Genomic DNA, 26011 nt, shown 5'->3' on the forward strand with positions numbered 1-26011 from the left:
CAGCCGTACTACAAGCTTTCAGGTGTAGTGCCTCAAGTGCCTGGACACTGATTTAGATGTGCTGAAGCGAAGTGCGAAGCAACCCGCGCCTACCTTGCGCTGAGCGTCGTACTTCCGTCAGCTGATCGAAGAGCCGCGATCCTCCAGCACCCGCCGCAGGAACGGCACGGTGATGCGGCGCTTGGCCGCCAGCGATTCGCGATCCAGCCGATCCAGCAAGGCCACCAACGTGGCAAGTTCGCGCTCGCTATGCGTCAGCAACCAGTCGATCGCTGCATCGTCCAGCGCCAGCCCACGCCGCTGCGCACGGTCGCGCAGCACGGCCGCGCGCGCCGCGTCGTCAGGTACCGGCAGTCCGATCCGGACGCATTGCGACAACCGCGAACGCAGATCCGGCAGCACCAACGCCAGGCCATCGGGCATCTGCCGTGCGGTGTAGAGCAAGCTGATGCCGGCGGCGCGTGCGCGATTATGGAAATCGAACAGCGCCACTTCGTCGTCGCGCTGGCCGGCGATGCTGTCCACGCCATCCAGTGCAACCAGGCTGCGCCCCTCCAATGCTTCGAGCGCATCGCGCAGGCGGCCGGCTGCTGCATGCAGCGGCAGATACGCGGTTGCGCGCCCGGCCTGCTCGGCCGCCGCGCACACCGCCAGCGCCAGATGCGTCTTGCCGGTGCCGGCGGGGCCGGCAAGATAAAGCCAATCGCTCACCTGCCCGGCCGCCAGGGCCTGCAGCTGCGCAAGCAGGCCCTCGGGCGCGGCGATGTAGCTATCGAAACGCTGGTCGGATGGCGCGCGCAACGCCAATGGCAACTGCGGCACGCTCACGACCGATCTGCGTCCTTGGTCGGGTCGACGATGATGACGCTGCGCTCGGCGGTGCTGGGCTGCAGCACGATGCCCGCGCGCTCGCCGGCATACAGGTCGCTGCGGGTGTACTGCTCATGCGCATACCGCAGCAGCACGTTGGCCACCGCTGCCACCGGCAACGCCAGCAGCATGCCGAGAAAGCCGAACAGCTGGCCGCCGGCCATCACCGCAAAGATCACCGCCACCGGATGCAGGCCGATCTTGTCGCCCACGATGCGCGGTGTCAGCACGTAGCTTTCCAGCAACTGGCCGACGGTGAACACGACGCCCACGCCGATCAGCAGCTTCAGATCCAGCCCCTGCGCCTGCACGACCGCAGCCAGCAGTGCCAGCACAATGCCGGTGGTTGCGCCCAGATACGGAATGAAGCTGATGAAGCCGGCGATGATGCCGATCAACAAACCCAGGTTGAGTCCGATGATCGAAAGGCCGGTGGCGTAGATCGCGCCCAGCGCCAGCATCACCAGGAACTGGCCGCGGATGAAGCCGCCGAGCACGTCATTGGATTCCAGCGCCAGCCGGCTCACGGTGCCGATATAGGCGCGCGGGATGACCGCCGCCACACGCTCGACCAGCCGGTCCCAGTCGCGCAGGAAGTAGAACGCCAGAATCGGCAGCAGCGCCAGGTTGATCACCCAGGTCACCATCGCAAAGCCCGAGCGCTGCACGTAGCCGAAGAAGGTCTTGGCAGCGCCGCCGGCTTGTTCCCAATGGCTGCGGATCCAGTCGATCAGGCGCTCAGGGTCCAGCCAGCCCATCAGCTCCACGCCGGTCTTGGCTTCCAGCCATGGAATGGCGGTACTGATCGCCCAGGTGCGCATCTGCGGCAAGGCGTCGATCAGGGTCATGATCTGGCGCTCGATCATCGGCACCAGAATCATCAGCGCCAGCACGAACAACAGCAGTGCCAGCACGAACACCAGCGACACCGCCATGTTGCGCGAGCGACCGGCACGTTCGATGCGGTCCACCAGCGGGTCGCCCAGCCAGGCCAGCAACAACGCCAGCACGAACGGCGTCAGGATCGGGGATAGCAGCGATACCACCCACAACACGCCGACAATCACCGCCACCCATTTGAGGCGGCGCAGGAACAGGGCGATTTCGGCTTCGGGAGTCAAGGTCATTTCAGGCGGTACTCGGCGTGCTCGTTTTCGAGAATGATCGGACCCTCGGTCGGTACCGACACCGAGACCAGCGGGCTGTTGTCGCCGAGCATACGGTTGAGGCCGGAAATGCCCGTGAGCAGTTCCAGATCCACTTCCATGCGGTCGCCGTTGGCGCTGACCGGGCGAATGCTGCGCACTACCGACACGCCCTGCAGCGCAGCGGCAACCCGCAGGTAATCGTCGGCGCTGTGGATGCCGGTGATCACTGCGCGATACACGCCCGGCACGCCCGAGTCCACGCGCTTGGCGTAGCGCTTGACCAAGGCATCGGCAGCGCCATCGGCACCGGCAGCCATCGCGCGGCGCGCGTCGCCGTCGCTGCTGGTCCAACTGGACAGCACATTGCCGTTGTCCACGAACACCCAGTCGGCGGTCCAGCCGGCCGCATTGCGGTAGAGCTTGCCGATCAGCTGCATCGGCGGGCTGTATTTGGCCGACGCGCGCGACACCGCGGCGGTGTCCTTGCGCCAGATCGCACCGGCCAGCGCCTGCTCGGCCGCCGCACCGCCCGGCAGGCCGAGCCGGTACCCGCGCTCGATCGCACGGTCCAGCACGCTGCGTGCGGCATTGGCCTGGGCGACACCTACCAGCCGTGGGCCGCTGCCATCATCGATGGCCAGCCACAGCACCGGCTTGGGGCGCGGCAGCGGCCACACCGGCAAACCGAGGGCAGCGATCAAGCCATCCACATCGGACTGGCGAAAACGCGCGACCAGGGTGGTACGAAAGGTAGGCGCACCTGTACGCGAGGTGCCCTGATCCTGGCGGTAGTCGTAGTGTTCGACGTAGTTAGGCGCATTGCGCAGCGCCTGCGGCACACCGGGGCGGCTCATCACCGAGCGATCGCCGGAGACCTTGCCCAGCACCGCGCCCAAGGCGCGCGCCAGGGCACCGGGGCGATCGGATTCGCCCTGGCTATTGACCGGCACTTCGGCATCGTAGGCACTTTGCGCCTTGGCGACGTCGCCTTCGGTGCGCAGGTCGGCCTGCGCAAGGGCCGGAACCACAGGCATGGCGACCACGAGGGCGAGAAAGAAAGCGAGACTGCGGCGCATCGACGGTTCCATGGCGTAAGCGTATCCAGGTGAATTGTTGCCCGAATGGGGCGCTAGCGCCAACGTGGCTGTTAAAATCGCCGCCTTTACTGCCGAGCCACCCACGCCCGTGACCAGCCCAACGCCTTCCACTCCCTCGCCCATGACCTACCGCGACGCGGGTGTCGACATCGATGCCGGCAATGCCCTGGTCGAACGCATCAAGCCATTGGTCAAGCGCAGCTTCCGGCCGGAGGTGATGGGTGGCCTGGGCGGCTTTGGCGCGCTGTTCGACCTGTCGGGCAAGTACAAGGAGCCGGTGCTGGTCTCCGGCACCGACGGCGTGGGCACCAAGCTCAAGCTGGCCCAGCAGATGGGCCGCCACGACACCATCGGCATCGACCTGGTCGGGATGTGCGTCAACGACGTGCTGGTGCAGGGCGCCGAGCCCTTGTTCTTCCTGGATTATTTCGCCACCGGCAAGCTGGACGTGGATACCGCTGCAGCGGTGGTCGGCGGCATCGCGCGCGGCTGCGAGCTGTCCGGTTGCGCGCTGATCGGCGGTGAAACCGCCGAAATGCCCGACATGTACCCGCCGGGCGAGTACGACCTGGCCGGCTTTACCGTGGGTGCGGTGGAAAAGTCGCAGCTGCTCGACGGCGCGCAGGTGCGCGAGGGCGATGTGCTGCTCGGCATTGCGTCCTCGGGCCCGCATTCCAATGGCTACTCGCTGATCCGCAAGATTTACGAACGTGCCGGCGCACCGGCCGAACATGTGCTGGACGATGGCACCCGACTGATCGACGCGCTGATGGCGCCAACCGCGCTGTACGTCAAGCCGGTGCTGGCGCTGCTCAAGTCGCACGGCGAAGCGATCCATGCCATGGCGCACATCACCGGTGGCGGGCTCACCGAAAACATCATCCGGGTGATTCCCGACGGCCTGGGCCTGGACATCGATGCCAAGGCCTGGACCTTGCCGCCGGTGTTTGCCTGGCTGCAGCGCGAAGGCGCGGTGGCCGATGCCGAAATGTGGCGCACCTTCAACTGCGGCATCGGCTTTGTGCTGATCGCCTCGCCCGAGCAGGCAGCCACGCTGGAACAGGCGCTGGACGCGCAATCGCTGGCGCATTGGCGCATTGGCCAGGTGGTCGCCGCACACGGCGACGAACGCGTACGCATCGGCTGATCGAGGACTGCATGGACGCTCCCCCCCCTGCCCTGCCGACGCCGGCCAGCGCCAATGACCTGCAGCACCTCAAGCTGCTGTCGACCTTCCATTACGTGCTGGCCGGCATCACCGGGCTGTTTTCGCTGTTTCCGCTGATCCACCTGTTCATGGGGCTGGCCATCGTCACCGGACAGTTACCGATGAACGGCAGCAATGGCGAAGCGGCACCGGACCAGATGCGGATGTTCGGCTGGATCTTCGTGGTGTTCGCGGCCGCACTCATCATCGGCGGGCTGACGTTGGCGGGCTTCATGGCGTATGCCGGCCGCTGCATCGCACGGCGCAGGCGGTATCTGCTGTGCCTGATCGTGGCCGGCATTTCGTGCTCCTTCATGCCATTCGGCACCGTGCTTGGCGTGTTTACGCTGGTCACCTTGCTGCGCCCTCAGGTCAAGGCACTGTTCGGCCCTGCCGCAAGCGCCGCCTGAGGGAGACGTGATCATCAGGGCCCTGCGCCGCGCCAAATCGGCTGCGTTGATCGTCACCCTCGCCGTGTTCCTGGCGAGCTGGATCGCGCCGCTGTGGCCGGTCGAACAGGCCTTGCACAGCTCACTGACGGTGCTCGGGTTGTTCGCGCTGGTGTGGGCCGATCGTCGCTGGCCACTGGGGAACGCCGCGTTCGTGGCGATCTGCGTGTTTATCGCCTTGCACTGCGTCGGCGCGCGCTGGCTGTATTCCAACGTGCCTTACGAGCAATGGAGCATGCAGCTGCTGCACTGGTCGCCCAACGCGACGTTCGGCTGGACGCGCAATCATTTCGACCGGCTGATCCATCTGCTGTTCGGGCTGTGTTTCACGCCGGCCATTGCGCAACTGGCGCTGCGGCTATGGCCCCGCCTGACGCTGCGGCAGGTCTTCGCGCTGACGGTGATGAGCATCATGTGCGTCAGCCTGGTCTACGAGTGGTTCGAGTGGGGCATTGCGCTGCTGCTGTCACCACAGGCCGCCGAAGCCTATAACGGCCAGCAGGGCGACCCCTGGGACGCGCATACCGACATGCTGCTGGCAACCCTCGGCAGCCTGGCTGCCTACCCCGTGGTGAGGACATTGTTCAATGCACGCGACTGAACCGCGCCTGCGCCTGGCCGTGCTGGCCTCCGGCCGCGGCAGCAATCTGCAGGCCATCCTTGACGCAATCGACAGTGGGCGCCTGCACGCGGAGGTGGTCGGGGTATTTTCCGATCGCCCGCAGGCGCCGGCACTGCACAAGGTGGACGCGGGGCACCGCTGGAGCGCCAGTCCACGCGACTTTGCCGACCGCGACGCCTTTGACGCCGCGCTGGGCGATGCCATCGCCGCCGTGCAACCGGACTGGGTCATCTGCGCCGGCTACATGCGCATCCTGGGCGAGCCATTGGTGCGACGCTTCGCCGGCCGCATGCTCAATATCCACCCGTCGCTGCTGCCCAAGTACCGCGGATTGCACACCCATGCGCGCGCGCTGGAGGCCGGCGACACCGAGCACGGCGCCAGCGTGCATCTGGTGGTGCCGGAACTGGATGCCGGCAACGTGATCGCGCAGGCCCGCGTGCCGGTGCTTGCGGGCGACAGCGCCGAGCAACTGGCCGCCCGCGTGCTGGCGCGCGAGCACCTGCTGCTGCTCGCCACGCTGGACCTGCTGGCCAGCGGGCGCCTCCAGGTGGACGGCGATGCGGTGCATGTGGACGGTCAGTGCCTGTTTACGCCACTGCGACTAGAGTCCGCTGACACCGCATTCGCCTGAATGCAGATACGCCCTCCTCATCCTGTCTCGGACATCCTTGTGGCCCCGTGCCTCAACTCCAGCGCATGAAAGCCCTCCCGATCGCCGCCGCGCTGTTGACCACGGCCCTGCTCTGCCAGGCCAGCCCGAGCCGTGCGCACCAGGCAGCCGCCCCCCCGATGGCCACGCCTGCCACGCCTGCTGCCCCTGCCGCTGCAGCCGCACTGCCCGCAAGCACCTGGACGCCGCCGCCGCTGGAGCCTTTTGTGGCGACCTACCAGGCGTTCTACCGTGGCAAGGAGGCCGGCGATGCCACCATGCAGGTCAGCCACGGCGACGCAAGCCAGTGGCGGATCGACATGTCGGTGCGCGGCCGCAAGGGCTTCGCCAGCATCCTGGGCTTGAACCTGGAACAGAGCACGGTGTTTCGCGTCGATGGCGACACCTATGTGCCGTTGAGCCAGAGCACCGTGCGCAAGGCGATGTTCTTCGGCAAGAAGGTCACCGGCGTCTACAACTGGCAAGCCGGCACCGCGCAATGGGACGGCGACCTGAAGGAAGAGCGTCAGCAACCCATCCCGCTGCAACACGGCGATCAAAGCGCGCTGTCGCTGAATCTGTCGCTGATGCGCGACGCGCAGCCGGGCCGCAGCCTGAGCTACCGCTATGTCGATGTGGGCCGGGTGCGCAAATACGATTACAAGGCCGCCGATGCCACCGAGGTGGTGCAGGTCGGCGACCTGAGCTACGACGCGTTGCGCGTGTACCGCGTCAACAGCGGCGACAACGAAACCATCCTCTGGATCGCCAACGGAGTTCCGACCCCGGTGCGCATCCTGCAACGTGACAAAGGTGAGGATCAGGTCGATCTCCGCCTGGTCGAATACCAAGGAGTCTGACCATGAAAACCCTCTCCCGCACCAGCGCCTTGATCGCCGCCGCCGCACTGGCCGTGGCCAGCCTGCCGGCGTTGGCCGTGCAGCCGTTCCAGGCTGATTACTCCGCCAATTACATGGGCATGCAGGCCAACGGCACCATGACCCTGGCCGCGGCCGGCGCCAATCAATGGCGCTACACGCTGACCATCCAGAACCAATTGGCCAACCTGACCCAGAGCACGGTGTTCGAGGAAGCCAATGGCCAGCTGCGCCCGGTCAGCAGCAACGATAGCTCTTCGATGATGGTCAAGCGCCGCAACGTCACCGCCAATTACGACTGGAAAACCAGCCAGGCGACCTGGGGCGGCGATATCAAGCCGGACCGTCGCGGCCCGGTCAAGCTGCAGCCCGGTGACATGGATGCATTGCTGATCAACCTGGCGATCACCCGCGATCTGGCTGCCGGCAAGCCGCTCAACTACCGCATGGTGGACGAAGGCCGCATCAAGCCGATGAGCTACAAGGTGGTCGGCAAGGAAACCATCACCGTCAACGGCAAGCAGGAGCAGGCCACCAAGGTCTCGCGCGTGGATGGCGACAAGGAATTGATCGCCTGGGTGGTCAAGGACCTGCCGGTGCCGGCGCGCCTGCTGCAGAAGGAAAAAGGCCAGGATGCGCTGGATCTGACCATCAAGGGGCTGCGCTGAGCGAGATGCAGCTGCCATTTTAAGAGCGCGCCAAGGCGCAAGGCTTTAGATGAGCCAGTGGGTCGAGGGCGCGGTGCCCTCGCCGCTCGCGGGACACGCCGCAAGTACATCCCTGTAGGCTCGGTGGCGGCATCCATGCCGCCACACGGTCCCGCGATCGGCGAGGACACCGCACCAGACAATTGGTCGGTTGTTCGCTTAAAAGCTTGTCCGTTGATCGGCTTGCGTGTTGATCGGCTCGGGTTAGGAGATTAGCGGACGCTTGCTTGTCAGAACTGCAGGGCACGGTGTCTGCTCTTACCATGCACACCGACCATCTCGACCGGTCCTTGCCCGCCTACCGTCACGGACCTTACGCGGCATGGATGCCGCGTAAGAGCTTACAGGGGCGTACTTGCAGCGTGTCCCGTTGGTGGGCGGGCAAGGGCCCCGCAACCAGGCCGCAGATCAGCCGCTCTCCGACTGATCTATCCGCACCAACCCCTCATGCCTCAGGGCTTTGCTGCGGCCTTGTCGTCGCCAGTGCTAAACACCGTACGGCAGTCCACGCGGATCTGTTCGTCGTTGCTGCGCCAATAGAACAGATCGCAGTGGCGCTTGCCTTCGACGGTCTTTTTCACTGCCACCGCATAGAACGACTGCGCGATCTCGTCGCGGCTGGCGGTGCCGTCGCCGTTCCAGTCCATGTCCTTGAACTCGACGCCCTGGGTGATCGCCATGCCGACCGACCAGGCGTAGGCCAGCCACGCCAGGATCAGCACGATCACGCCCAGCAGGATCTTGCGACGGGTGGTGAAGCGTCCGCGCAGGATCATACGGTGCGCCGGATGGTCGCGCCCAGCGCCCCCAGCTTCTCCTCGATGTTTTCGTAGCCACGGTCCAGGTGGTAGATGCGATCGATGATGGTGTCGCCGTCGGCGACCAGCCCGGCCAGGATCAACGAGGCCGAGGCGCGCAGATCGGTCGCCATCACCGGCGCGCCGCTTAGACGCTCGGCACCGCGCACGATGGCGGTGTGGCCTTCAACCTGGATGTCCGCGCCCAGCCGCAACAGCTCATTGACGTGCATGAAGCGGTTTTCGAAGATCGTTTCGTTGATCACGCCCACGCCATCGGCCACACAGTTGAGCGCCATGAATTGCGCCTGCATGTCGGTGGGAAACGCCGGGTATGGCGCGGTGGTCAGGTTGACCGCGCGCGGGCGCTTGCCATGCATGTCCAGGGTGACGCTGTCGGCGGTGGTGGTAATGGTGGCACCCGCCTCGGTGAGCTTGTCCAGCACCGCATCCAGGGTGTCCGGGCGCGCGCGGCGCACGGTGACGCTGCCGCCGGTCATGGCCGCGGCGACCAGGAAGGTGCCGGTTTCGATACGATCCGGCAGCACCGCATGGTGCCCGCCGCCCAGACGCTGCACGCCCTGCACCACGATGCGCGGCGTGCCGGCGCCTTCGATCTGCGCACCGAGCGCGATCAGGCAGTCGGCCAGGTCGGTGACCTCCGGCTCCATCGCCGCGTTTTCCAGCACTGTGGTGCCTTCGGCCAGCACCGCGGCCATGAGCACGTTCTCGGTGCCGGTAACGCTGACCATGTCGAACACGTAGCGCCCGCCCTTCAGGCGGCCGTTGCTGGTGGCCTTGATGTAGCCGTTTTCCACGCTGATCTCTGCACCCAATGCCTGCAGGCCCTTGATGTGCTGGTCGACCGGGCGCGAGCCGATCGCGCAGCCGCCGGGCAGCGACACTTCGGCGGTGCCGTAGCGCGCCAGCAGCGGGCCCAGTACCAGGATCGAGGCGCGCATGGTCTTGACCAGCTCGTAGGGCGCGACCTGGTGGGTCACCGAGCGCGGGTCGACCAGGATCGAGCGGCCCTTGGCCAGGGTGCCTTCGTCGATGGTGACCTCGGCGCCCAGCTCGCTGAGCAGCTTCACCGTGGTGATCACATCGTGCAGGTGCGGCACGTTGCTGATTTCAACCGGCGCATCGGCCAGCAAGGTGGCGCACAGGATCGGCAGCACTGCGTTCTTGGCGCCGGAGATATTGACTTCGCCGTGCAGCGCTTGGCCGCCGGTCACTACGATTTTTGCCATGGGAATCTGAGAAATCCAAAAGTAGAAGGGATGTCGGGGGAATGAAGTGAGGGAAGTATCGACCGTGGTGCACGCGGCGCGCGTCGGAACCGGGGGATCGAGCGGCGCCGGGTACGGCCCGGGACGCGCTGGACACAGTCACTGCGTGAGCGTGGACGACGCCAGTCGAGGCGATTCAGATGCCTACTGACCGACCCTGCTCCGCGCGCCGCGCCGACCCAGCCAGCCTGATGGCGAGCGCGGCGATTGCGCTCAGCCTTCCTCGGGCGTCAGGGTCTTCAGCTGCAGCGCGTGGATCGCCCCGCCCATCAGCTCGCCCAGGGTCGCGTAAACCATGCGGTGCCGCGCTAGCGGGGCCTTGCCGGCAAAGGCCGGGCTGACCACGGTCGCCTCGAAGTGCACGCCGTCGTCGCCGTGCACGTCGACGCGGGCTTCGGGCAAGCCGGTTTCGATGAGTTTACGGATGGTTTCGGCGTCCACAGGGTGTTTCCTCATAAAATGAGCGCACATTCTACTCTTCACCCGAGTCCCGTATGGCCGTCTCGCACCTGCCCACCGCCACCGTCAGCGACGCCAGCCTGGTCGCCAGCGGCCAGCGCGTGCTGGAGATCGAGCGTGAAGCCTTGGCGAGTGTGGGCGCGCGCATCGGCAGCGCGTTTGCCGCGGCCTGCCGGCTGGTGCTGGCCTCCCGTGGGCGGGTGGTGGCCACCGGAATGGGCAAATCCGGCCACATCGCGCGCAAGATCGCCGCCACCCTGGCCTCCACCGGCACGCCGGCGTTCTTCGTGCACCCCGGCGAGGCCGGCCATGGCGACCTGGGCATGATCACCGAGGCCGACATCGTGCTGGCGCTGTCGTATTCGGGCGAATCGGATGAAGTGCGCATGCTGCTGCCGGTGCTCAAGCGCCAGGGCAACCCGATCATCGCCATGACCGGGCGCCCGAGCTCGTCGCTGGCCCAGGCCGCCGACGTGCACCTGGATGTGAGCGTCTCCGCCGAGGCCTGCCCGCTGCATCTGGCGCCTACCTCCAGCACCACCGCCTCGCTGGCGATGGGCGATGCGCTGGCGGTGGCGCTGCTGGACGCGCGCGGCTTCACCGCCGACGACTTCGCCCGCTCGCACCCGGCCGGCAGCCTGGGCCGCCGCCTGCTGCTGCACATCACCGACGTCATGCACGGCGGCGACGACCTACCGCGGGTACGCAGCGATGCCAGCCTCAGCGAAGCGCTGATGGAAATGAGCCGCAAGCGGCTGGGCATGACCGCGGTGGTCGACGATGACGGCCGCCTGATCGGCCTGTTCACCGATGGCGACCTGCGCCGTGCACTGGACAGCGATATCGACGTACGCAGCGCCGGCATCGCCGAGGTGATGACGCGCAACCCGCGCACCATCGGCGCCGACCAGCTGGCCGCCGAGGCCGCGCGGCTGATGGAGGACTACAAGATCAATGGCCTGATCGTGGTGGACGCGCAGCAGCGCGCGGTCGGCGCTCTGAACATTCACGACCTGTTGCGCGCCAAGGTGGTTTAACAGGTTCAGTTTTCACTGCGGAACCCCGTTCTCACCGATTCGTGCCGATGCCCTACTCTCCCATGCTGCACCTCCCCGCCGAGCTGATCGAACGCGCCGCGCGTATCCGCCTGGCCTGTTTCGACGTCGACGGCACCCTGACCGACGGGCGCCTGTACTACGACCATGCCGGCAACGAGAGCAAGGCGTTCAACGTGCTCGACGGCCAGGGCCTCAAGCAGCTCGAATACGCAGGCATCCATGTCGCGCTGATCACCGCGCGCGCCAGCCTGTCGGCGGAAAAGCGCGGCCAGGATCTGGGCCTGCATGTGCAGATCGGGGTCAAGAACAAGCGCCTGGCCGTGCTGGCCTTGTGCCAGGAGCACGGCCTGTCGCTGGACCAGGTGCTGTTCATGGGCGACGACCTGCCCGATCTGCCGGCGCTGCTGGCGGTCGGCCTGCCGGTCGCGCCGGCCAACGCGCATCCCTGGATCGCCGAGCGCGTGCAGTGGCACACCCAGGCCCGTGGCGGCGAAGGCGCTGCGCGCGAGGTCTGCGATGTGGTGCTGGCCGCGCAGGGCCAGGTCGAGGGCATCATCGAAAGGTTCTCCGCATGAGCTGGAACTGGCGCACCACCCTGGGCGTGGTGCTGTTTGCCGCCGCCGTCATCTCCGGCTGGTCGGCGTGGCAGCAGCGCGCACGCCCGGTCGCGGCCGTGGTGGATGAGTCGAAGGCCGACTACGTGCTGCGCGACTTCGAACTGATCGCACTGGACAAGCAGACCGGCAAGGAATCGATGACGCTGCGCGCGCCGGAGATGCACCGCAACCGCGCCGACCAGACCTCCGACATCACCACGCCGGTGTTCCTGCTGCCCGACAACGCCAACCAGCCCTGGACGTTGCGCGCCAAGACCGGCTGGGTCAGCCCCAAGGGCGACGAACTGCGCCTGCGCGGCGATGTCGAAGGCGACAGCCCCACCGGCGGCGCGACCCCACCGACCACGTTCCGTACCCAGAGCCTGGACGTGTTTCCGCAGCAGAACCTCGCCAAGACCGCTGCTCCGGTAACCATGAGCCGGCCGGGTATCATGCAAAGCGGGGTCGGCTTCGAAGCCGATCTCAAATCGCGCCAGTACAAGCTCCTCTCTCAGGTCAAGACCCGCTATGAACCGAATGCTGCCCGCTAAACTGGCGTTTGCCGCGCTGCTGTTGCCTGTCATGGCGATGGCCAAGACCAGCGACCGCAATCAGCCGATGGCGATCGACTCCAATGCCAACGACTGCAACATGCTCGACGACAGCGGCAAGTGCCGCTTCAGCGGCAATGTGGTCATCACCCAGGGCACGCTGGAAATCCACGCCGATACCGCCGACATCTTCCAGAAGAACGGCCAGACCGACCGCGTGGTGCTCACCGGCAAGCAGGCCACGCTCAAGCAGCAGATGGACGACGGCGCGATGATGAACGGCCAGGCCGACAACATCGAATACAAGGTGGCCGACGAGATCATCATCCTGACCGGCAACTACAAGGTCGACTCGCCCAAGGGCACCAACGCCGGCCAGCGCATGGTCTACAACACCAAGACCGGCAACATGCAGAGCGGCGGCGACGGCAGCCGCGTGCGCACCATCATCCAGCCCAAGAACGCGGCGCCTGCGGCGGCAACGCCTGCTCCGGCACCAGCCGCCAAGCCCGCCGCGGCCAAGCCGCAGGGGAAGAAGTAATGCTGGTCGCCACCGGTCTGCGCAAGAAATACAAGCAACGCGAAGTAGTCAAGGAATTCGGCCTCACGCTCGAGGCCGGCGAAGTGGTCGGCCTGCTCGGCCCCAACGGCGCCGGCAAGACGACCTGCTTCTACATGATCGTCGGTCTGGTCGAAGCCGATGCCGGGCGTATCGAACTGGACGGCCGCGACCTCACCGCCGAGCCGATGTACGCCCGCGCCAAGCTCGGCGTGGGATATCTGCCGCAGGAGCCGTCGATCTTCCGCAAGCTCAGCGTGGCCGACAACATCCGTCTGGTGCTGGAACTGCGCGAGGAACTGGACAACGCCGGCCGCGAGAAGGAACTGGTGTCGCTGCTCGAAGAACTGCAGATCACCCATGTGGCCGACCAGCTCGGCGCCAGCCTCTCCGGTGGCGAGCGGCGCCGCTGCGAGATCGCGCGCGCGCTGGCGGCCAAGCCGCGCATGATGCTGCTCGACGAACCCTTCGCCGGCGTCGATCCGATTTCGGTCGGCGAGATCCAGCGCATCATCATTCACCTCAAGGAACGCGGCATCGGCGTGCTCATCACCGATCACAACGTGCGCGAGACCTTGGGAATCTGCGACCGCGCGTATATCCTCGCCGAGGGGGGCGTGCTGGCGCAGGGGGCACCGGACGCGCTGCTAGCCAATCCCGACGTCCGTCGCGTGTATCTGGGGGAAACTTTCCGCCTTTGAGCGCGTCGCCGCGCCATCGATTCTTCCAGTCAGTGCCCGCATGAAAGCCCGGCTTCAGACATCGCTAGGACAGCAGCTGGTCATGACGCCGCAATTGCGTCAGGCGATCAAGCTATTGCAGATGTCCACGACCGAGCTGGAACTGGAAATCGCCGAAGCGGTGGAGACCAACCCGCTGCTGGAATGGGCCGACGAGGCCGCGCATGCGGCCGGCGACACAGCGGTGGAATCCTCGCCGTCCTCGTCCAGCGAGGAACCCCAGCGCGAGGAACCGGCCCCGGCCGAGCGCGACGACGACTGGTCGCAGGACGAGTTGCAGTGGACCGGGTCGGGCAGCGGCGGCAGTTTCGACGACGACGAGTCCGGCGATGCCGCCGAGCGCGTGGCCGAATCGGAAACGCTGGCCGATCACCTGCTGTGGCAGCTGCACCTGTCGCCGCTGTCGCCACGCGACCGCCAGATCGGCGCGCTGTTGATCGATGCGCTGGACGAAGACGGCTACCTGCGCGAACCGCTGTCGGCCATCCTCGAAACCCTGGCGCTCGGCACAGCGGTGGACGAAGCCGAAGTCCTGACCGTGCTGCACCAGATCCAGCGCTTCGACCCGGTCGGCGTGGGTGCGCGCACCCTGGGCGAGTGCCTGGCCTTGCAGCTGGCCGTGCTCGACCCTGCCACGCCAGGACGCGAGCTGGCGTTGCAGATCGTCGCCGGCCCGCTGGAGCGCCTGCCGCGCAGCGGCGTGGCCGGTCTGGCGCACGAACTCAAGCGCTCCGCCGCCGATGTCGAACAGGCCGTGCAACTGGTGCGCTCGCTGGACCCTCGCCCGGGCAAGCAGATCGGCGATCTGTCGCAGGACACCTATGTGGTGCCGGACTGCGTGATCTGGCGCCAGCGCGGCGTGTGGCGGGCCTCGCTGGCCGGCCGTGCCCAGCCCAAGGTCACCATCCACCGTGGCTACGAGAACCTGATCCGGAGCTGCGGCGAGTCCGATGCCGGCTATCTGCGCGGCCAGCTGCAGGAGGCGCGCTGGCTGCTCAAGAGCCTGGAGGCGCGCGGCGAGACCTTGCTGCGAGTGGTGCGCTGCCTGCTGCAGCACCAGGCCGGGTTTCTGGAATTCGGTGCGCAGGCCTTGCGCCCGCTGACCCTGCGCGAGATCGCCGGCGAGCTCGGCCTGCACGAGTCCACCATCTCCCGCGCGATCGCCCGCAAATACGTGCGCACCCCGCGCGGCACCATCGCGCTGCGCTCGTTTTTCGCCTCCGGCATCGACACCGATAGCGGCGGCGAGGCCTCCAGCACCGCCATCCAGGCCATGATCCGGCGCCTGATCGATGCAGAAAACCCCCGTAAACCCTTGTCGGACGCCAAGTTGGCGGATCTGCTGAAAACTTCCGGCGTACCAGTGGCGCGGCGCACCGTTGCGAAGTATCGTGAGGCCATGAACATTTCCGCCTCCCACGAACGCGTACGCATCGCCTGACGTTGCAACCACCGCAACGCCGGCCTGTGCCGGGTTTGTCGGATCACCGGAACGGTTCATTGGCCCACCGACCAATGGAGGTATCCGATGCGCATCGAGACGTATGGCCACCAGCTTGAAGTGACCCCCGCCCTGCGGGAGTACGTGGCAAGCAAGCTGCAGCGACTGCAGCGCCATTTCGACCAGCACTGTGAAGTCCGAACCCAGCTGGCCGTCCGCAAGCCAGACCATCACGTGGTCGCCACCGTCAACCTTCCCGGTCGCACCCTGCACGCAGACGCCAGCGGCTCCACCATGTACGCGGCCATCGACCTGCTGGTCGACAAGCTCGACCGCCTGGTGCTCAAGCACAAGGAAAAGAAATGTAACCACCATGCACGCGAGGTGCGCGACAATCTCGCATGACGCTTCCCGCTTGATGCCCTCATGCCCTTAACCGATCTGATGGCGGCCGTGCGCACCGTGGTGTCGCCGGCCGCCGATCGCGACACCGTCCTGCACACCGCCGCCGCCCTGCTGTCCTGCCGTCAGGCCGGCGCCGACGAGCTCTACGCCAACCTGTGCGAACGCGAGGCCCTGGGCAGCACCGCCATCGGCCACGGCATCGCCATTCCGCATGGCCGCTGCCCCAATCTCACCGAGCCACGTGGCGCATTGCTGCGCTTGGACACCCCGGTGGCCTTTGGTGGCGATGAGCCGGTGGACCTGATCTTCGCGATGGCGGTGCCTGCGCACTACACCCATCAACATCTGATGCTGCTGTCGGAGCTGGCCGAACGGTTTTCCGATGCGCAGTTTCGTCAGCAGTTGCGCGCCGCCCCCGATGCGGACGCCCTGATGGCGCTGCTCACCGACGCCCCGCCACCACAGGCCAGCGCCGCATGAATACCAGCATCACCGCACGCGAACTGTTCGACCAGCAGCGCGACAAGCTGGCGCTGCGCTGGGTGGCGGGCCAGAAAGGCGAGCACCGCGAGATCGAGGCCGGCAGCAACAATGCGCGCCGCCCGTCGCTGGCCGGCTATCTCAATGTGATCTATCCCAACAAGGTACAGATCCTGGGTACCGAAGAGCTGGCCTGGCTGGATTCGCTGGACGCGCGGCAACGCTGGGAAACCATCGAGAAGATCATCCAGGTGCAGCCGCTGGCGCTGGCGATCAGCAAGAACCAGTCCTGCCCGGAAGACTTGCGCGCGGCCGCCGACGAATCCAATACCCCGCTGTGGATCTCGCCCAAGCGCGGCCATGAGCTGCTCAACCATCTCTCCTACCACCTGGCGCGCACGCTGGCGCCGCGGGTCACGCTGCATGGCGTGTTCATGGAGATCTATTCGATCGGCGTGCTGATCACCGGCGAGGCCGGTTCGGGCAAGAGCGAGCTGGCGCTGGAACTGCTCAGCCGCGGTCACCGGCTGGTGGCCGACGATGCGCCGGAGTTCACCCAGATCGCGCCCGACGTGCTCGACGGCACCTGCCCTGAACTGCTGCAGGACCTGCTGGAAGTGCGCGGCCTGGGCGTATTGAACGTGCGCGACATGTTCGGCGACACCGCGGTGAAGAAGAACAAGTACCTGCGCCTGATCGTGCACCTAACCCGCCCGATGACCGAGCCCACCCCGTCCGGCTACGAACGCCTGACCGGCGATTCCGGCAGCCGGCACGTGCTGGATCTGGACGTGCCGCTGATCACCCTGCCGGTGATGCCCGGCCGCAACCTGGCGGTGCTGACCGAGGCAGCCACCCGGCTGCATATCCTGCGCACCAAGGGCATCGACCCGGCGGCGATGTTCATCGCCCGCCACAGCAACCTGCTGGAGCGACGCACGCCATGAGTACCGCGCCCTCCACGCTGATGATCGTGAGCGGGCTGTCCGGCTCGGGCAAATCGGTTGCGCTGAAGACCTTCGAGGACCTGGATTACTACTGTTCGGACAATCTGCCGGTGGAGCTGCTGCCGGACTTCGTCAAGAGCCGCCTGCGTGGCAACCCGATCGGCGACCAACGCCTGGCGGTAGGCATCGACGTGCGCAGCCGCAGCGACCTGACCCAGCTGGCGCAATGGCGCCTGGCGGCGCAGGAATACGGCATCGAGGCACGGCTGCTGTTTTTCGAAGCCAGCGATGAAGCGCTGATCAAACGCTATGCCGATACCCGCCGCCGTCATCCGCTGAGTCATCTGGGCTTGGCCTTGCCGGAGGCGATCACCCGCGAGCGCCAGTTGACCGAGCCACTGCGCGCGCAGGCCGATGCCATCATCGACACCAGCACGCTCAACGTGCACCAGTTGCGTCGCCGGGTGGTCACCGAATTCGCGCTCGGCTCAAACGACCGGCTGTCGCTGCTGTTCGAATCCTTCGCCTACAAGCGCGGCGTCCCGGCGGAGGCCGATTTCGTGTTCGATGCGCGCGTGCTGCCCAACCCGCATTGGGACCCGGAGCTGCGCCCGCTGACCGGCCGCGATGCCGGCGTGCGCGACTATCTGGACAAGGAACCGGACGTGGTGCGCTACAGCGCGCAGATCGTGGATCTGCTCGACACCTGGCTGCCGCGGCTCCGCAACGACACCCGCAGCTACGTGACCATCGCCTTCGGCTGCACCGGCGGCAAGCATCGCTCGGTCTACATGGCCGAACGCATGGCGCGGCATGCGCGCGAACAGGGCTGGCCGGAAGTGGCGACGTTTCATCGCGAGCAGGATTGAGTTGGGGCTGGGATTTGGGATTCGGGATTGGGGATTCGTAACGGCGGGGTCCTGCGTGCTGGAACGTGCGTGGTTTGCTGGTGTGTACTGATGCGTTTGCCGGGGCGCGCATTGCCTGGGCTTGGCCGGGGTTGATCGCGGGACTCGATGTATCTGGCGCGCTTTGTTGCGGCTTCGCTGGCTTGATGCGGTATCGCAGGCTGCACCGCTGCGACACGCGGATGCGCCTTTAAACGTCCGCAGACCTTCGCTGCATCTGGACGTGTATGCGGCTGCGGGGTGCGAACTGCAGCGCTCGCTTGCGCTGCGTCCGGTAGCGACCTGATGCGCGTCACGGATCATGCGTCATATCCGCTACACCGCGCCTGCTGCGCGCCGCGCATACGCCCGATTGCCGCGGTCCTAAACGGCTATTCAGTTCGCAACGCATCGGTGCAGGCAAACGCTATCGCGCGGTCATGCCGACCTGTTAACGTTTCAGCATGGCCTGTGGCATTCTCCTCATTACTCATCCCGGCATCGGCGCAGCGTTGTTGAACGTGGCGACGGGGCTGCTGCGGCATTTGCCGTTGAAGACCGAAGCATTCGATGTGCCGTTCGATGCAGACCTGGACGCATTGTTGCCCCAGGCCTCGGCGGCGATGCGCCGGGTCGACAGCGGCGACGGCGTGCTGGTCATGACCGACCTGTATGGCGCAAGCCCCAGCAATCTCGCCAGCCGGTTGGCCAAGCTCGGCACGCCGGTCCGTCGGGTGTCCGCGCTGAGCCTGCCGATGCTGCTGCGGGTGATGAATTATCCCGAACAAGGTTTGCAGGAGCTGCCCGCCACCGCGGCGGCAGGCACCCGCAACGGAGCGATCATCGACGATGCTTGAACGCGAACTCATTGTGTCCAACCGACTCGGACTGCATGCGCGGGCGACCGCCAAGCTGGTGCAGACGTTGTCGTCCTATCGCAGCAACGCCACGCTGGCGGCCAAGGGCCGCGAGGTGAATGCCAAGAGCATCATGGGCGTGATGTTGCTGGCCGCAGGTCAAGGCACCAGCGTGGTGGTACGGCTGGATGGCGAAGACGAAGCGCAGGCCTTGCAGGCGTTGGTGGAGTTGTTCGAGCGTCGTTTCGACGAGGACAGCTGAGCATGCGCGGCGTCGGTGCCAGTGCGACCGACACGGCGCCGCTGCGCCAGGCACGCGCATGAGTCTGCGCCTGCGCGGACATGGCGCCTCGCGCGGCAATGCGCTCGGACGCGCGCGCGTGCGCCAGAGCCATACGCTGGAAGTGGCCGAACAGCGCGTGCCCGCCAACCAGGTGGAAACGCAGCTGCAGCGTCTGCACGTGGCGATCGAGGCGGCACGCACCGAGATGCAACAGCTGCGCGACCGCCTGCATGGCGCGCTAGCGCGCGAGGTCGGCGAGTTCCTCGAACTGCATGCGCTGCTGCTCGACGACCCGGAGCTGCTGCAAGGCCTGGACGAGTTGATCCGCACCCACCGCTACAGCGCCGACTATGCCCTGCGCGTGCAGCGCGACCGGCTGGCGGCAGTGTTCGATGGCATGGAAGACGCCTATCTCAAGAGCCGCATGGACGATCTGGATCACGTGATCGGCCGCATCCATGCGTTCTTGCACAAGCGTGCACCCGACCTCAAGGGCGTGGCTGGCGAAATCCTGGTCTGCGACAACGTGGCGCCGTCCGAGCTGGCGCAGTTGCAGGCGCAAGGCGTGGTCGGCATCGTCACCACCGCCGGCAGCGCGCTGTCGCACAGCGCGATCCTGGCGCGCAGCCTGCATCTGCCGCTGGTGGTCGGGGTCAGCGATGCGGTGCAGCGGATCGACGATGGCGATGTGTTGATCGTCGATGCCGGTTCCGGCCAGGTCATCGTCGATCCCACGCCCGAGCATCTGCGCGACTACCGCGAGCGCCTGCGTGCGCTGGCCAAGGAACAGCGCGAACTCGGGCGACTGCGCTCCAAGCCCACGCGCACCCGCGACAACGTCGATATCACCCTGCTGGCCAATGCCGAGTCGCTGGAAGACGTGGCGCGCGCGCATGCGCTGGGCGCCAGCGGTCTGGGGCTGTATCGCACCGAATTCCTGTTCCTGCAGCGCAACGAGCTGCCGGACGAAGACGAACAGTTCCACACCTACCGCGCCACCGTGCTGGGCATGAGCGGCCGCCCGGTCACCATCCGCACGCTGGATCTTGGCGCCGACAAGGCCGACCGCACCGGCCTGACCTTGAGCGACGAAGACAACCCGGCGCTGGGGTTGCGCGGCGTGCGGCTGTCGCTGGCGCGACCTGTGGTGGCGCAGGCGCAGTTGCGCGCGATCCTGCGCGCATCCGGCTATGGGCCGGTGCGCATCCTGGTGCCGATGGTCAGCGGCCGCGAAGAAATCCTGTTGCTGCGCAAACAGCTGAAAAAGCTCACTGCGCAGCTGCGCGACGAAGGCCACGAGATTGCCGAGCACATTCCGCTGGGCGCGATGATCGAAGTGCCTGCTGCGGCCCTGGCGCTGGATTGCTTTATCGACGACATCGACTTCCTGTCGATCGGCACCAACGATCTGGTGCAGTACCTGCTGGCGGTGGACCGCAACAACGAGGCGCTGGGCGAGTTGTATTCGCCATTGCATCCGGCGGTGTTGCGGCTGATCGCGCAGGTGATCGCCACCGGGCGCGCCTACGCCAAGCCGGTGGCGGTGTGCGGCGAGATTGCCGGCGACCCGCGCTTCGTGCCGATGCTGCTGGCGTTGGGGCTGACCGAATTCAGCCTGCATCCGGCCACCTTGCTGGAGGTGCGCCGCGCGGTCCGCGACATCCATCTGGCCGAGTTGCGCGTACAGGGCGAAAAACTGCTGCGTGCCCGCGACCGCAAGGGCATCGAGAAGTGGCTGGCCTGCAATGCGCAGGCCGTATTGCGTTAGCGCCACAGGCGACTGATCGCCAGGATGCAACGCGTACGGCGACACGCAGAGTCGGCCACGCATGGCAGCTTGCACACGCTCCACGTCGTTCGTCCGCTGCGGCAAGCTCCCGCGCAATAGGCTCACCAATGCAAGGTGCATCCGGCATCGCTTCGGCAATCCGCATGCGCCTGGTCACGCCGCTGTATGTTTCGTCACCATGCGCAAGCGATAATGCGGTGCTGATCCAGCACCGCGTCTTCCACTGACGGCGCGTCCACTCTTCCGGGGAGCCGCGCATGGCCGAAGCCGTCCGCCACGACAAGACTGCGCGCCAGCTGCGATTGCTGTCCGACGCGCTGGATAGCGGACGCTTAGGGCCGGTACGCCGGCTGGTCAACACGCTGGCGCCGGCGGAGATCGGCAACCTTCTCGAATCGCTGCCGCCCGGCAAGCGCGAAGTGGTGTGGGGCCTGGTCGACCCGGAAGACGACGGCGAAGTGCTGCTGCATGTCGGCGATGAAGTGCGCGAAAGCCTGCTGGCCGACATGGACACCGACGAGATCGTCGCCGCGGTCGAAGATCTGGACATCGACGATCTGGCCAACCTGGTCGAAGACCTGCCCGACACCGTCATCGACGAAGTGCTCAAGTCGATGGACCGCGAGAACCGCGAGCGCCTCGAGCAGGTGCTGTCGTATCCGGAAGACACCGCCGGCCGCCTGATGAACCCGGACGTGGTGACGGTGCGCGCCGACGTCAACGTCGATGTGGTGCTGCGCTATCTGCGCCTGCGCGGCGAGCTGCCCGATCACACCGATCACCTGTATGTGGTGAGCCGTCGCCACCAGTATCTGGGCCGGGTATCGCTGGCCGCGCTGGTCACCCATGAAGACAGTACGCCGGTCAACCGCCTGATCGACGACGAGCAACCGGCGATCGATGTGGGCGATGGCTCCGACGAAGTCGCGCGGCGCTTCTCCGACCACGACTGGATCTCCGCGCCGGTGGTGGACGACAACAACATCCTGCTCGGCCGCATCACCATCGACGACGTGGTCGACATCATCCGCGAACAGGCCGAACACCAGGCCATGAGCGCAGCCGGCCTGGACGAGGACGAGGACATGTTCAGCCCGGCGCGGCGCGCGTTCCGTCGCCGGCTGATCTGGCTGGGCATCAACCTGTGCACCGCGTTTCTGGCCTCCAGCGTGGTCAGCCGTTTCGAAGGCACCATCGAAAAACTGGTGGCGCTGGCGGCATTGATGCCGATCGTGGCCGGCATGGGCGGCAACGCCGGCACCCAGGTGCTGGCGCTGATGGTGCGCGGCCTGGCGCTGGGGCAGATCGGCTCGTCCAACGTGATGACCCTGCTCAAGAAGGAGCTCACCGTTGCGCTGATCAACGGGCTGTGTCTGGGCGTGGGGCTTGGGCTGATCGTACTGGCCTGGTTCGGCCAGCCGATGCTGTCGCTGGTGATCGGCACTGCGCTGACCTTGAACATGCTCACTGCTGCCTTCGGCGGCGTCCTGGTGCCGGTGACGCTCAAACGGCTGGGCTTCGACCCGGCCCTGGCCGGCGGCGTGATCCTGACCACGCTGACCGACGTGATGGGCTTTTTGAGCTTCCTGGGCCTGGCCACATTGATCCTGATGCCGTGAGCGCGTGCGCCCGGCCGCATGCACATGCAGTGCATGCGCCACCAAGAATGAAGGGCCGCATGACGCATCCACATCTCCCGCCGCACCGCGACGTGCCAGCACACCTGCATGCGGCGATACTGCAGCCTGCTGATCGATGGGGAGTGCTGCGTGATCGTTCGTTGCGTCTTGTTTGGAATTCTTGCGCTGGTGCTTGCCGGTTGTTCCAGCATGGCTGAGCGCCAGCACGAAGGGCGGCGCGGCCACTTCGTCGCCCGCACCCTGCAGCTGGAGGGCCGGCTATACCGCTACCAGGTGTTCGTGCCGGCTGCCAAGACGCCGCAGCCACGGCCGATCGTGCTGTTCCTGCACGGCTCGGGCGAGCGCGGCGACAACGGGCGCGACCAGGCCGAGGTCGGCGTCGGCCCCTACCTCAGCGAACACACCGCCGACTTCCCGGCGCTGGTGGTATTGCCGCAGGTGCCCGACGACGAGGAATGGCTGGGCGTCAATGCACGCATGGCGATCGCCGCGCTGGATGCGGCCAGCGCCGAGTTCGCTGCCGACCCGCAACGCACCTACCTCACCGGCATTTCGATGGGCGGCTACGGCGCGTGGGAAATCGGGCTGATGCAGCCGCAGCGATTTGCCGCGATCGTGCCGGTCTGCGGCGCGCTCAAGGCGCCACGCGACGAGCGCCGCACGCTGTATGTCAGCCTGGTCGCCAAGGAAGCCGACCCGTACACGGCAGCGGTCACCCAGCTCAAGCACGTGCCGATCTGGACGTTTCATGGCGCCAAGGACACCTCCGTTCCACCGCACGACGATCGCGCGCTGTACCGCGCCGCAAAGGGCGTGGGCGCCAACCTGCGCTACAGCGAGTATCCCGAAGGCAACCACAACGTCTGGGACGTGACCTATGCGGACCCGGCGATGTGGGAGTGGATGTTCAAGCAGCGCCTGCGCTGAGCGTATTGCGGCGGGCGCGCCCCCCGCGCGCTCGGCCGCGTGGGGGGCGCCGCAGCGAAGGCGAAGCCCGGCCGCGATCATGCCGGCACTTGTCCGGGGTCATCGCACGCTGCGCCTGCCGCTGGGTTCTACCGGCGCAGCACGCGACGCGACAACCGCTGCCATCAATGGTGGTAGCCGGTCTCGGCGGTGATCTTGCCGCGGAACACCCGGTACGACCACACCGTGTAGCCCAGGATCAGCGGCAACAACATCACCAACCCCACCAACGCGAACAGTTGCGAGGACGGCGGCGCTGCCGCCTGCCAGATGGTGTACACCGGCGGCACCAGATACGGCCACATGCCCAGCACCAGGCCCAGGAACCCGAGGACGAACAGGCCCATCGCCAGCAGGAACGGCGCCGTGTCCGCTCGCTCCGGCGCGGTCGAGCGCCATAGCGCATAGCCCACCACCGCAACCAGTACCGGCACCGGCATCAGCCACAGGTAATGGGCGTCGTTGAACCAGCGATCCATCACATGCGATTGCAGCGATGGCAGCCACGCGCTGACCAGGCCGATAAAGACCAGTACGCTGAGGGTCAATGGCCGGCTCAACTGACGCGCAAGCGCGTGCACATGGCCTTCGGTCTTGAGGATCAACCAGGTGCTGCCGAGCAGCGCATAACCGAACACCAAGGCCGCGCCGGTCAGCATCGCGAACGGGCTGAACCAGCCCCAGATCCCGCCGACATAGCGGTCGTTCTCGATCGGCAGGCCCTGCACCAGCGCGCCCAGGATCACCCCCTGCGCGAAGGTGGCCAGGATCGAGCCGGCAGCAAACGCATTGCTCCATAACCGCCGCGAACGCTGCGCCTTGAAGCGGAACTCGAACGCCACGCCGCGGAACACCAGCGCCATCACCATCAGCAATACCGGCAGGTACAGCGCCGACAGGATCACCGCGTACGCCTTGGGAAACGCCGCCAACAACCCTGCCCCGCCCAGCACCAGCCAGGTTTCGTTGCCGTCCCAGATCGGCGCGGCGGTGTTCATCATCAGGTCCAGCTGTGCCTCGTCGCTGCGAAACGGCGCCAGGATGCCGATGCCGAGCACAAAGCCGTCCAGCACCACGTACATCAGCACCCCGAAGCCGATCACTGCGAACCAGGCCACGGGCAGGAAGGTCGTCATGTCCATCACGCAGCTCCATCGATCGTTTCGTCGGCTGCAGACAGCGGCCGTGCGGGTGTGTGTTCGCCGTGGTCCAGCTGCGGCGCATCGTGCGGCGTCGGCCCGATCTTGCCGATCTTGACCAGGTACCAGATGCCCCAGCCGAACACGAACGCATAGCCGGCCACGTACACCGACAACGAGATGGCGGTCATCAGCGCCGACTGCGGGCCCACGGCGTCGGCAGTGCGCAGCAGCCCGTAGACCACATACGGCTGGCGGCCCATTTCGGTAACGAACCAGCCGGAAATCAGCGCAATGAAGCCGCTCGGCAGCATCCAGCGCCAAGTGGCCAGCAACCAGCGCCACTGCACCAGCGTGCCGCGCCACAACGCGAACGCCGACACCCAGGCCACCAGCAGCATCAGCGAGCCGATCCCCACCATGATGCGGAAGGCGAAGAACACCGGCGTCACCGGCGGGCGGTCGGCCGCTGGCACCGAGGTCAGCGGCGCGATGTTGCCGTCCAGGCTATGGGTCAGAATCAGGCTGCCCAGGCGCGGAATCGCCACCTCGTAGTCGTTACGCGCGGCCTGCGCATTGGGCACCGCAAACACCACCAGCGGAAATCCCTTGCCCGGTTCTTCGGCGTGCCAGTGCGCTTCCATCGCCGCGATCTTCATCGGCTGATGCTTGAGCGTATTCAAGCCATGCATGTCGCCAACGAAGATCTGCAACGGCACGGTGATGGCCGCAAACACCACCGCCAGCTTGAGCATGCGCAGGCCAGCCTCGCGGTGCACGCCCCGATGCAGATACCACGCTCCCACCGCACCCACCGCGAAACAGGTGGTGATGAACGAGCCCAGCGCCATGTGCGCGAGCCGATACGGGAATGAAGGATTGAAGATGATCTTCAACCAGTCGACCGGGTGCACGATGCCGTCGATCACCTCGTAGCCGGCCGGCGTCTGCAGCCAGCTGTTGGAGGAGAGGATCCAGAACGTGGAAAACAGCGTGCCCAGCGCCACCATGCAAGTGGCAAAGAAGTGCAGGCGCTCGGAAATGCGCCCCCAGCCGAACATCATCACGCCCAGGAAACTGGCTTCGAGAAAGAAGGCGGTGAGCACTTCGTAGCTCAGCAGCGGCCCGATCACCCCGCCCGCAATGCGGCTCAGCTCCGGCCAGTTGGCGCCGAACTGGAAGGCCATCACGATGCCGCTGACCACGCCCATGCCGAACGACACGGCGAAGATCTTCTGCCAGAAGAAATACAGCTCGCGCCAGACCGGCAGGCGCGTTCGCAACCAACGCCATTCCAGGAAGGCCAACAGGCTGGACAGCCCGATGGTGAAGGCTGGAAACAACACGTGGAAGGCGATGACGAATCCGAACTGGAGACGCGACAGCAGCAGGGCGTCCATGGAGAGTGCTCCAGGAAAAAGGAAGGCAGCCACGCCAGCGAGGCGGCGAGCGAGCCCCGACGATTTGCGCCGTCGGGGAGCATCACCGCAACGCTGTC

Annotated in this window: 29 protein-coding genes; 21 read left to right on the top strand and 8 right to left on the bottom strand. The window is 66.3% G+C overall.

Going from position 1 to position 26011, the window contains the following annotated elements:
• Positions 1 to 117 precede the first annotated feature (117 nt).
• The 3 genes from hda to FHY18_RS04645 are packed head-to-tail and all read right to left on the bottom strand — an operon-like array spanning position 118 to position 3106.
• Positions 118 to 828: a DnaA regulatory inactivator Hda gene (gene hda / locus FHY18_RS04635; protein ID WP_259151853.1), complete on the bottom strand. Its 711-nt coding sequence runs from the start codon at positions 826 to 828 to the stop codon at positions 118 to 120.
• Positions 825 to 1997, bottom strand: coding sequence for an AI-2E family transporter (locus FHY18_RS04640; protein ID WP_259151854.1), 1173 nt, complete (start codon positions 1995 to 1997; stop codon positions 825 to 827). The genes hda and FHY18_RS04640 overlap by 4 nt, the downstream gene beginning before the upstream one ends.
• Positions 1994 to 3106, bottom strand: a complete 1113-nt coding sequence (locus tag FHY18_RS04645; RefSeq protein ID WP_259151855.1) for a DUF2066 domain-containing protein — start codon at positions 3104 to 3106, stop codon at positions 1994 to 1996. Before FHY18_RS04645 ends, FHY18_RS04640 begins: the two co-directional genes overlap by 4 nt.
• A gap of 22 nt (positions 3107 to 3128) precedes the next feature.
• On the opposite strand from FHY18_RS04645, the gene purM reads away from it, so the two are divergent.
• The 6 genes from purM (at position 3129) to FHY18_RS04675 (ending at position 7591) form a co-directional block, all read left to right on the top strand.
• Positions 3129 to 4262 (top strand): phosphoribosylformylglycinamidine cyclo-ligase, encoded by a 1134-nt coding sequence (gene purM, locus FHY18_RS04650; protein WP_259151856.1) that lies wholly within the window; start codon positions 3129 to 3131, stop codon positions 4260 to 4262.
• Positions 4263 to 4273: 11 nt separating this feature from the next.
• A complete protein-coding gene (locus FHY18_RS04655) occupies positions 4274 to 4732 on the top strand; it encodes a hypothetical protein (RefSeq protein WP_259151857.1) in 459 nt (152 codons plus the stop codon).
• A gap of 22 nt (positions 4733 to 4754) precedes the next feature.
• Positions 4755 to 5372 (top strand): DUF2238 domain-containing protein, encoded by a 618-nt coding sequence (locus tag FHY18_RS04660; protein ID WP_259152501.1) that lies wholly within the window; start codon positions 4755 to 4757, stop codon positions 5370 to 5372.
• Entirely contained in the window at positions 5359 to 6027 is a 669-nt protein-coding gene (gene purN, locus FHY18_RS04665; protein ID WP_259151858.1) for a phosphoribosylglycinamide formyltransferase, read from the top strand. Before FHY18_RS04660 ends, purN begins: the two co-directional genes overlap by 14 nt.
• 65 nt (positions 6028 to 6092) lie before the next feature.
• Positions 6093 to 6905: a DUF3108 domain-containing protein gene (locus tag FHY18_RS04670; protein ID WP_259151859.1), complete on the top strand. Its 813-nt coding sequence runs from the start codon at positions 6093 to 6095 to the stop codon at positions 6903 to 6905.
• 2 nt (positions 6906 to 6907) lie between these two features.
• Complete coding sequence (locus tag FHY18_RS04675) at positions 6908 to 7591, top strand: DUF3108 domain-containing protein (protein WP_259151860.1); 684 nt, start codon at positions 6908 to 6910, stop codon at positions 7589 to 7591.
• 491 nt (positions 7592 to 8082) lie between these two features.
• On the opposite strand, the gene FHY18_RS04680 is transcribed toward FHY18_RS04675, so the two are convergent.
• The 3 genes from FHY18_RS04680 to FHY18_RS04690 all read right to left on the bottom strand — a co-directional run bounded on the left by FHY18_RS04680 (position 8083) and on the right by FHY18_RS04690 (position 10157).
• Positions 8083 to 8406 carry an EF-hand domain-containing protein gene (locus FHY18_RS04680; protein WP_259151862.1) on the bottom strand — a complete coding sequence of 108 codons (324 nt, stop codon included), beginning with the start codon at positions 8404 to 8406 and terminating at the stop codon, positions 8083 to 8085.
• Entirely contained in the window at positions 8403 to 9677 is a 1275-nt protein-coding gene (gene murA / locus FHY18_RS04685; protein WP_259151863.1) for a UDP-N-acetylglucosamine 1-carboxyvinyltransferase, read from the bottom strand. Before murA ends, FHY18_RS04680 begins: the two co-directional genes overlap by 4 nt.
• Before the next feature lie 252 nt (positions 9678 to 9929).
• Positions 9930 to 10157, bottom strand: a complete 228-nt coding sequence (locus FHY18_RS04690) for a BolA family protein (protein WP_104579787.1) — start codon at positions 10155 to 10157, stop codon at positions 9930 to 9932.
• Positions 10158 to 10210: 53 nt separating this feature from the next.
• Here FHY18_RS04690 and FHY18_RS04695 point away from each other — a divergent pair, with 53 nt between their 5' ends.
• The 15 genes from FHY18_RS04695 to FHY18_RS04765 all read left to right on the top strand — a co-directional run bounded on the left by FHY18_RS04695 (position 10211) and on the right by FHY18_RS04765 (position 23335).
• Positions 10211 to 11212: a KpsF/GutQ family sugar-phosphate isomerase gene (locus FHY18_RS04695; RefSeq protein ID WP_259151865.1), complete on the top strand. Its 1002-nt coding sequence runs from the start codon at positions 10211 to 10213 to the stop codon at positions 11210 to 11212.
• A 47-nt stretch (positions 11213 to 11259) separates the two neighbouring features.
• On the top strand, positions 11260 to 11808 hold the full coding sequence (locus tag FHY18_RS04700) for an HAD hydrolase family protein (protein ID WP_259151866.1): 549 nt from the start codon (positions 11260 to 11262) through the stop codon (positions 11806 to 11808).
• Positions 11805 to 12380 (top strand): LPS export ABC transporter periplasmic protein LptC, encoded by a 576-nt coding sequence (gene lptC / locus FHY18_RS04705; protein ID WP_259151867.1) that lies wholly within the window; start codon positions 11805 to 11807, stop codon positions 12378 to 12380. Before FHY18_RS04700 ends, lptC begins: the two co-directional genes overlap by 4 nt.
• The gene (gene lptA / locus FHY18_RS04710) at positions 12358 to 12921 is read left to right on the top strand and encodes a lipopolysaccharide transport periplasmic protein LptA (RefSeq protein ID WP_259151868.1); all 564 of its coding nucleotides are present in this window, start codon (positions 12358 to 12360) and stop codon (positions 12919 to 12921) included. The genes lptC and lptA overlap by 23 nt, the downstream gene beginning before the upstream one ends.
• Positions 12921 to 13640, top strand: a complete 720-nt coding sequence (lptB, locus tag FHY18_RS04715) for an LPS export ABC transporter ATP-binding protein (protein ID WP_259151870.1) — start codon at positions 12921 to 12923, stop codon at positions 13638 to 13640. Before lptA ends, lptB begins: the two co-directional genes overlap by 1 nt.
• 40 nt (positions 13641 to 13680) lie before the next feature.
• Complete coding sequence (locus tag FHY18_RS04720) at positions 13681 to 15120, top strand: RNA polymerase factor sigma-54 (protein ID WP_259151871.1); 1440 nt, start codon at positions 13681 to 13683, stop codon at positions 15118 to 15120.
• Between the two features lie 87 nt (positions 15121 to 15207).
• Entirely contained in the window at positions 15208 to 15525 is a 318-nt protein-coding gene (gene raiA, locus FHY18_RS04725) for a ribosome-associated translation inhibitor RaiA (protein ID WP_006451270.1), read from the top strand.
• A 21-nt stretch (positions 15526 to 15546) separates the two neighbouring features.
• Complete coding sequence (locus tag FHY18_RS04730; protein ID WP_259151877.1) at positions 15547 to 16005, top strand: PTS sugar transporter subunit IIA; 459 nt, start codon at positions 15547 to 15549, stop codon at positions 16003 to 16005.
• Positions 16002 to 16952, top strand: a complete 951-nt coding sequence (gene hprK / locus FHY18_RS04735) for an HPr(Ser) kinase/phosphatase (protein ID WP_016904610.1) — start codon at positions 16002 to 16004, stop codon at positions 16950 to 16952. The genes FHY18_RS04730 and hprK overlap by 4 nt, the downstream gene beginning before the upstream one ends.
• Positions 16949 to 17821: an RNase adapter RapZ gene (gene rapZ / locus FHY18_RS04740; RefSeq protein WP_259151888.1), complete on the top strand. Its 873-nt coding sequence runs from the start codon at positions 16949 to 16951 to the stop codon at positions 17819 to 17821. Before hprK ends, rapZ begins: the two co-directional genes overlap by 4 nt.
• 482 nt (positions 17822 to 18303) lie before the next feature.
• Positions 18304 to 18696, top strand: a complete 393-nt coding sequence (locus FHY18_RS04745) for a PTS IIA component (RefSeq protein WP_005993214.1) — start codon at positions 18304 to 18306, stop codon at positions 18694 to 18696.
• Positions 18689 to 18958, top strand: coding sequence for an HPr family phosphocarrier protein (locus FHY18_RS04750; RefSeq protein WP_039409292.1), 270 nt, complete (start codon positions 18689 to 18691; stop codon positions 18956 to 18958). The genes FHY18_RS04745 and FHY18_RS04750 overlap by 8 nt, the downstream gene beginning before the upstream one ends.
• Before the next feature lie 58 nt (positions 18959 to 19016).
• Positions 19017 to 20747 (top strand): phosphoenolpyruvate--protein phosphotransferase, encoded by a 1731-nt coding sequence (ptsP, locus tag FHY18_RS04755; RefSeq protein WP_259151892.1) that lies wholly within the window; start codon positions 19017 to 19019, stop codon positions 20745 to 20747.
• Between the two features lie 278 nt (positions 20748 to 21025).
• Positions 21026 to 22387, top strand: a complete 1362-nt coding sequence (gene mgtE, locus FHY18_RS04760; RefSeq protein WP_005993208.1) for a magnesium transporter — start codon at positions 21026 to 21028, stop codon at positions 22385 to 22387.
• A 108-nt stretch (positions 22388 to 22495) separates the two neighbouring features.
• On the top strand, positions 22496 to 23335 hold the full coding sequence (locus FHY18_RS04765; protein ID WP_259151894.1) for a prolyl oligopeptidase family serine peptidase: 840 nt from the start codon (positions 22496 to 22498) through the stop codon (positions 23333 to 23335).
• A 164-nt stretch (positions 23336 to 23499) separates the two neighbouring features.
• On the opposite strand, the gene cydB is transcribed toward FHY18_RS04765, so the two are convergent.
• Both cydB and FHY18_RS04775 read right to left on the bottom strand, forming a co-directional pair.
• Positions 23500 to 24516, bottom strand: a complete 1017-nt coding sequence (cydB, locus tag FHY18_RS04770; RefSeq protein WP_259151895.1) for a cytochrome d ubiquinol oxidase subunit II — start codon at positions 24514 to 24516, stop codon at positions 23500 to 23502.
• On the bottom strand, positions 24516 to 25913 hold the full coding sequence (locus tag FHY18_RS04775) for a cytochrome ubiquinol oxidase subunit I (RefSeq protein ID WP_259151896.1): 1398 nt from the start codon (positions 25911 to 25913) through the stop codon (positions 24516 to 24518). The genes cydB and FHY18_RS04775 overlap by 1 nt, the downstream gene beginning before the upstream one ends.
• Between the last annotated feature and the right edge of the window lie 98 nt (positions 25914 to 26011).

The sequence above is a fragment of the Xanthomonas sp. 3793 genome (assembly GCF_024806835.1).
GTDB lineage: Bacteria > Pseudomonadota > Gammaproteobacteria > Xanthomonadales > Xanthomonadaceae > Xanthomonas > Xanthomonas arboricola_F.

Bases quoted from the DNA above. Each gene is read 5' to 3' on its own strand.
- FHY18_RS04640 (WP_259151854.1), bottom strand. From the start codon at position 1,997: ATGACCTTGACTCCCGAAGCCGAAATCGCCCTGTTCCTGCGCCGCCTC.
- FHY18_RS04645 (WP_259151855.1), bottom strand. From the start codon at position 3,106: ATGGAACCGTCGATGCGCCGCAGTCTCGCTTTCTTTCTCGCCCTCGTG.
- FHY18_RS04655 (WP_259151857.1), top strand. From the start codon at position 4,274: ATGGACGCTCCCCCCCCTGCCCTGCCGACGCCGGCCAGCGCCAATGAC.
- purN (WP_259151858.1), top strand. From the start codon at position 5,359: ATGCACGCGACTGAACCGCGCCTGCGCCTGGCCGTGCTGGCCTCCGGC.
- FHY18_RS04670 (WP_259151859.1), top strand. From the start codon at position 6,093: ATGAAAGCCCTCCCGATCGCCGCCGCGCTGTTGACCACGGCCCTGCTC.
- FHY18_RS04675 (WP_259151860.1), top strand. From the start codon at position 6,908: ATGAAAACCCTCTCCCGCACCAGCGCCTTGATCGCCGCCGCCGCACTG.
- FHY18_RS04680 (WP_259151862.1), bottom strand. From the start codon at position 8,406: ATGATCCTGCGCGGACGCTTCACCACCCGTCGCAAGATCCTGCTGGGC.
- murA (WP_259151863.1), bottom strand. From the start codon at position 9,677: ATGGCAAAAATCGTAGTGACCGGCGGCCAAGCGCTGCACGGCGAAGTC.
- FHY18_RS04695 (WP_259151865.1), top strand. From the start codon at position 10,211: ATGGCCGTCTCGCACCTGCCCACCGCCACCGTCAGCGACGCCAGCCTG.
- FHY18_RS04700 (WP_259151866.1), top strand. From the start codon at position 11,260: ATGCCCTACTCTCCCATGCTGCACCTCCCCGCCGAGCTGATCGAACGC.
- lptC (WP_259151867.1), top strand. From the start codon at position 11,805: ATGAGCTGGAACTGGCGCACCACCCTGGGCGTGGTGCTGTTTGCCGCC.
- lptA (WP_259151868.1), top strand. From the start codon at position 12,358: ATGAACCGAATGCTGCCCGCTAAACTGGCGTTTGCCGCGCTGCTGTTG.
- lptB (WP_259151870.1), top strand. From the start codon at position 12,921: ATGCTGGTCGCCACCGGTCTGCGCAAGAAATACAAGCAACGCGAAGTA.
- FHY18_RS04720 (WP_259151871.1), top strand. From the start codon at position 13,681: ATGAAAGCCCGGCTTCAGACATCGCTAGGACAGCAGCTGGTCATGACG.
- raiA (WP_006451270.1), top strand. From the start codon at position 15,208: ATGCGCATCGAGACGTATGGCCACCAGCTTGAAGTGACCCCCGCCCTG.
- FHY18_RS04730 (WP_259151877.1), top strand. From the start codon at position 15,547: ATGCCCTTAACCGATCTGATGGCGGCCGTGCGCACCGTGGTGTCGCCG.
- hprK (WP_016904610.1), top strand. From the start codon at position 16,002: ATGAATACCAGCATCACCGCACGCGAACTGTTCGACCAGCAGCGCGAC.
- rapZ (WP_259151888.1), top strand. From the start codon at position 16,949: ATGAGTACCGCGCCCTCCACGCTGATGATCGTGAGCGGGCTGTCCGGC.
- FHY18_RS04745 (WP_005993214.1), top strand. From the start codon at position 18,304: ATGGCCTGTGGCATTCTCCTCATTACTCATCCCGGCATCGGCGCAGCG.
- FHY18_RS04750 (WP_039409292.1), top strand. From the start codon at position 18,689: ATGCTTGAACGCGAACTCATTGTGTCCAACCGACTCGGACTGCATGCG.
- ptsP (WP_259151892.1), top strand. From the start codon at position 19,017: ATGAGTCTGCGCCTGCGCGGACATGGCGCCTCGCGCGGCAATGCGCTC.
- mgtE (WP_005993208.1), top strand. From the start codon at position 21,026: ATGGCCGAAGCCGTCCGCCACGACAAGACTGCGCGCCAGCTGCGATTG.
- FHY18_RS04765 (WP_259151894.1), top strand. From the start codon at position 22,496: ATGCGGCGATACTGCAGCCTGCTGATCGATGGGGAGTGCTGCGTGATC.
- cydB (WP_259151895.1), bottom strand. From the start codon at position 24,516: ATGGACATGACGACCTTCCTGCCCGTGGCCTGGTTCGCAGTGATCGGC.
- FHY18_RS04775 (WP_259151896.1), bottom strand. From the start codon at position 25,913: ATGGACGCCCTGCTGCTGTCGCGTCTCCAGTTCGGATTCGTCATCGCC.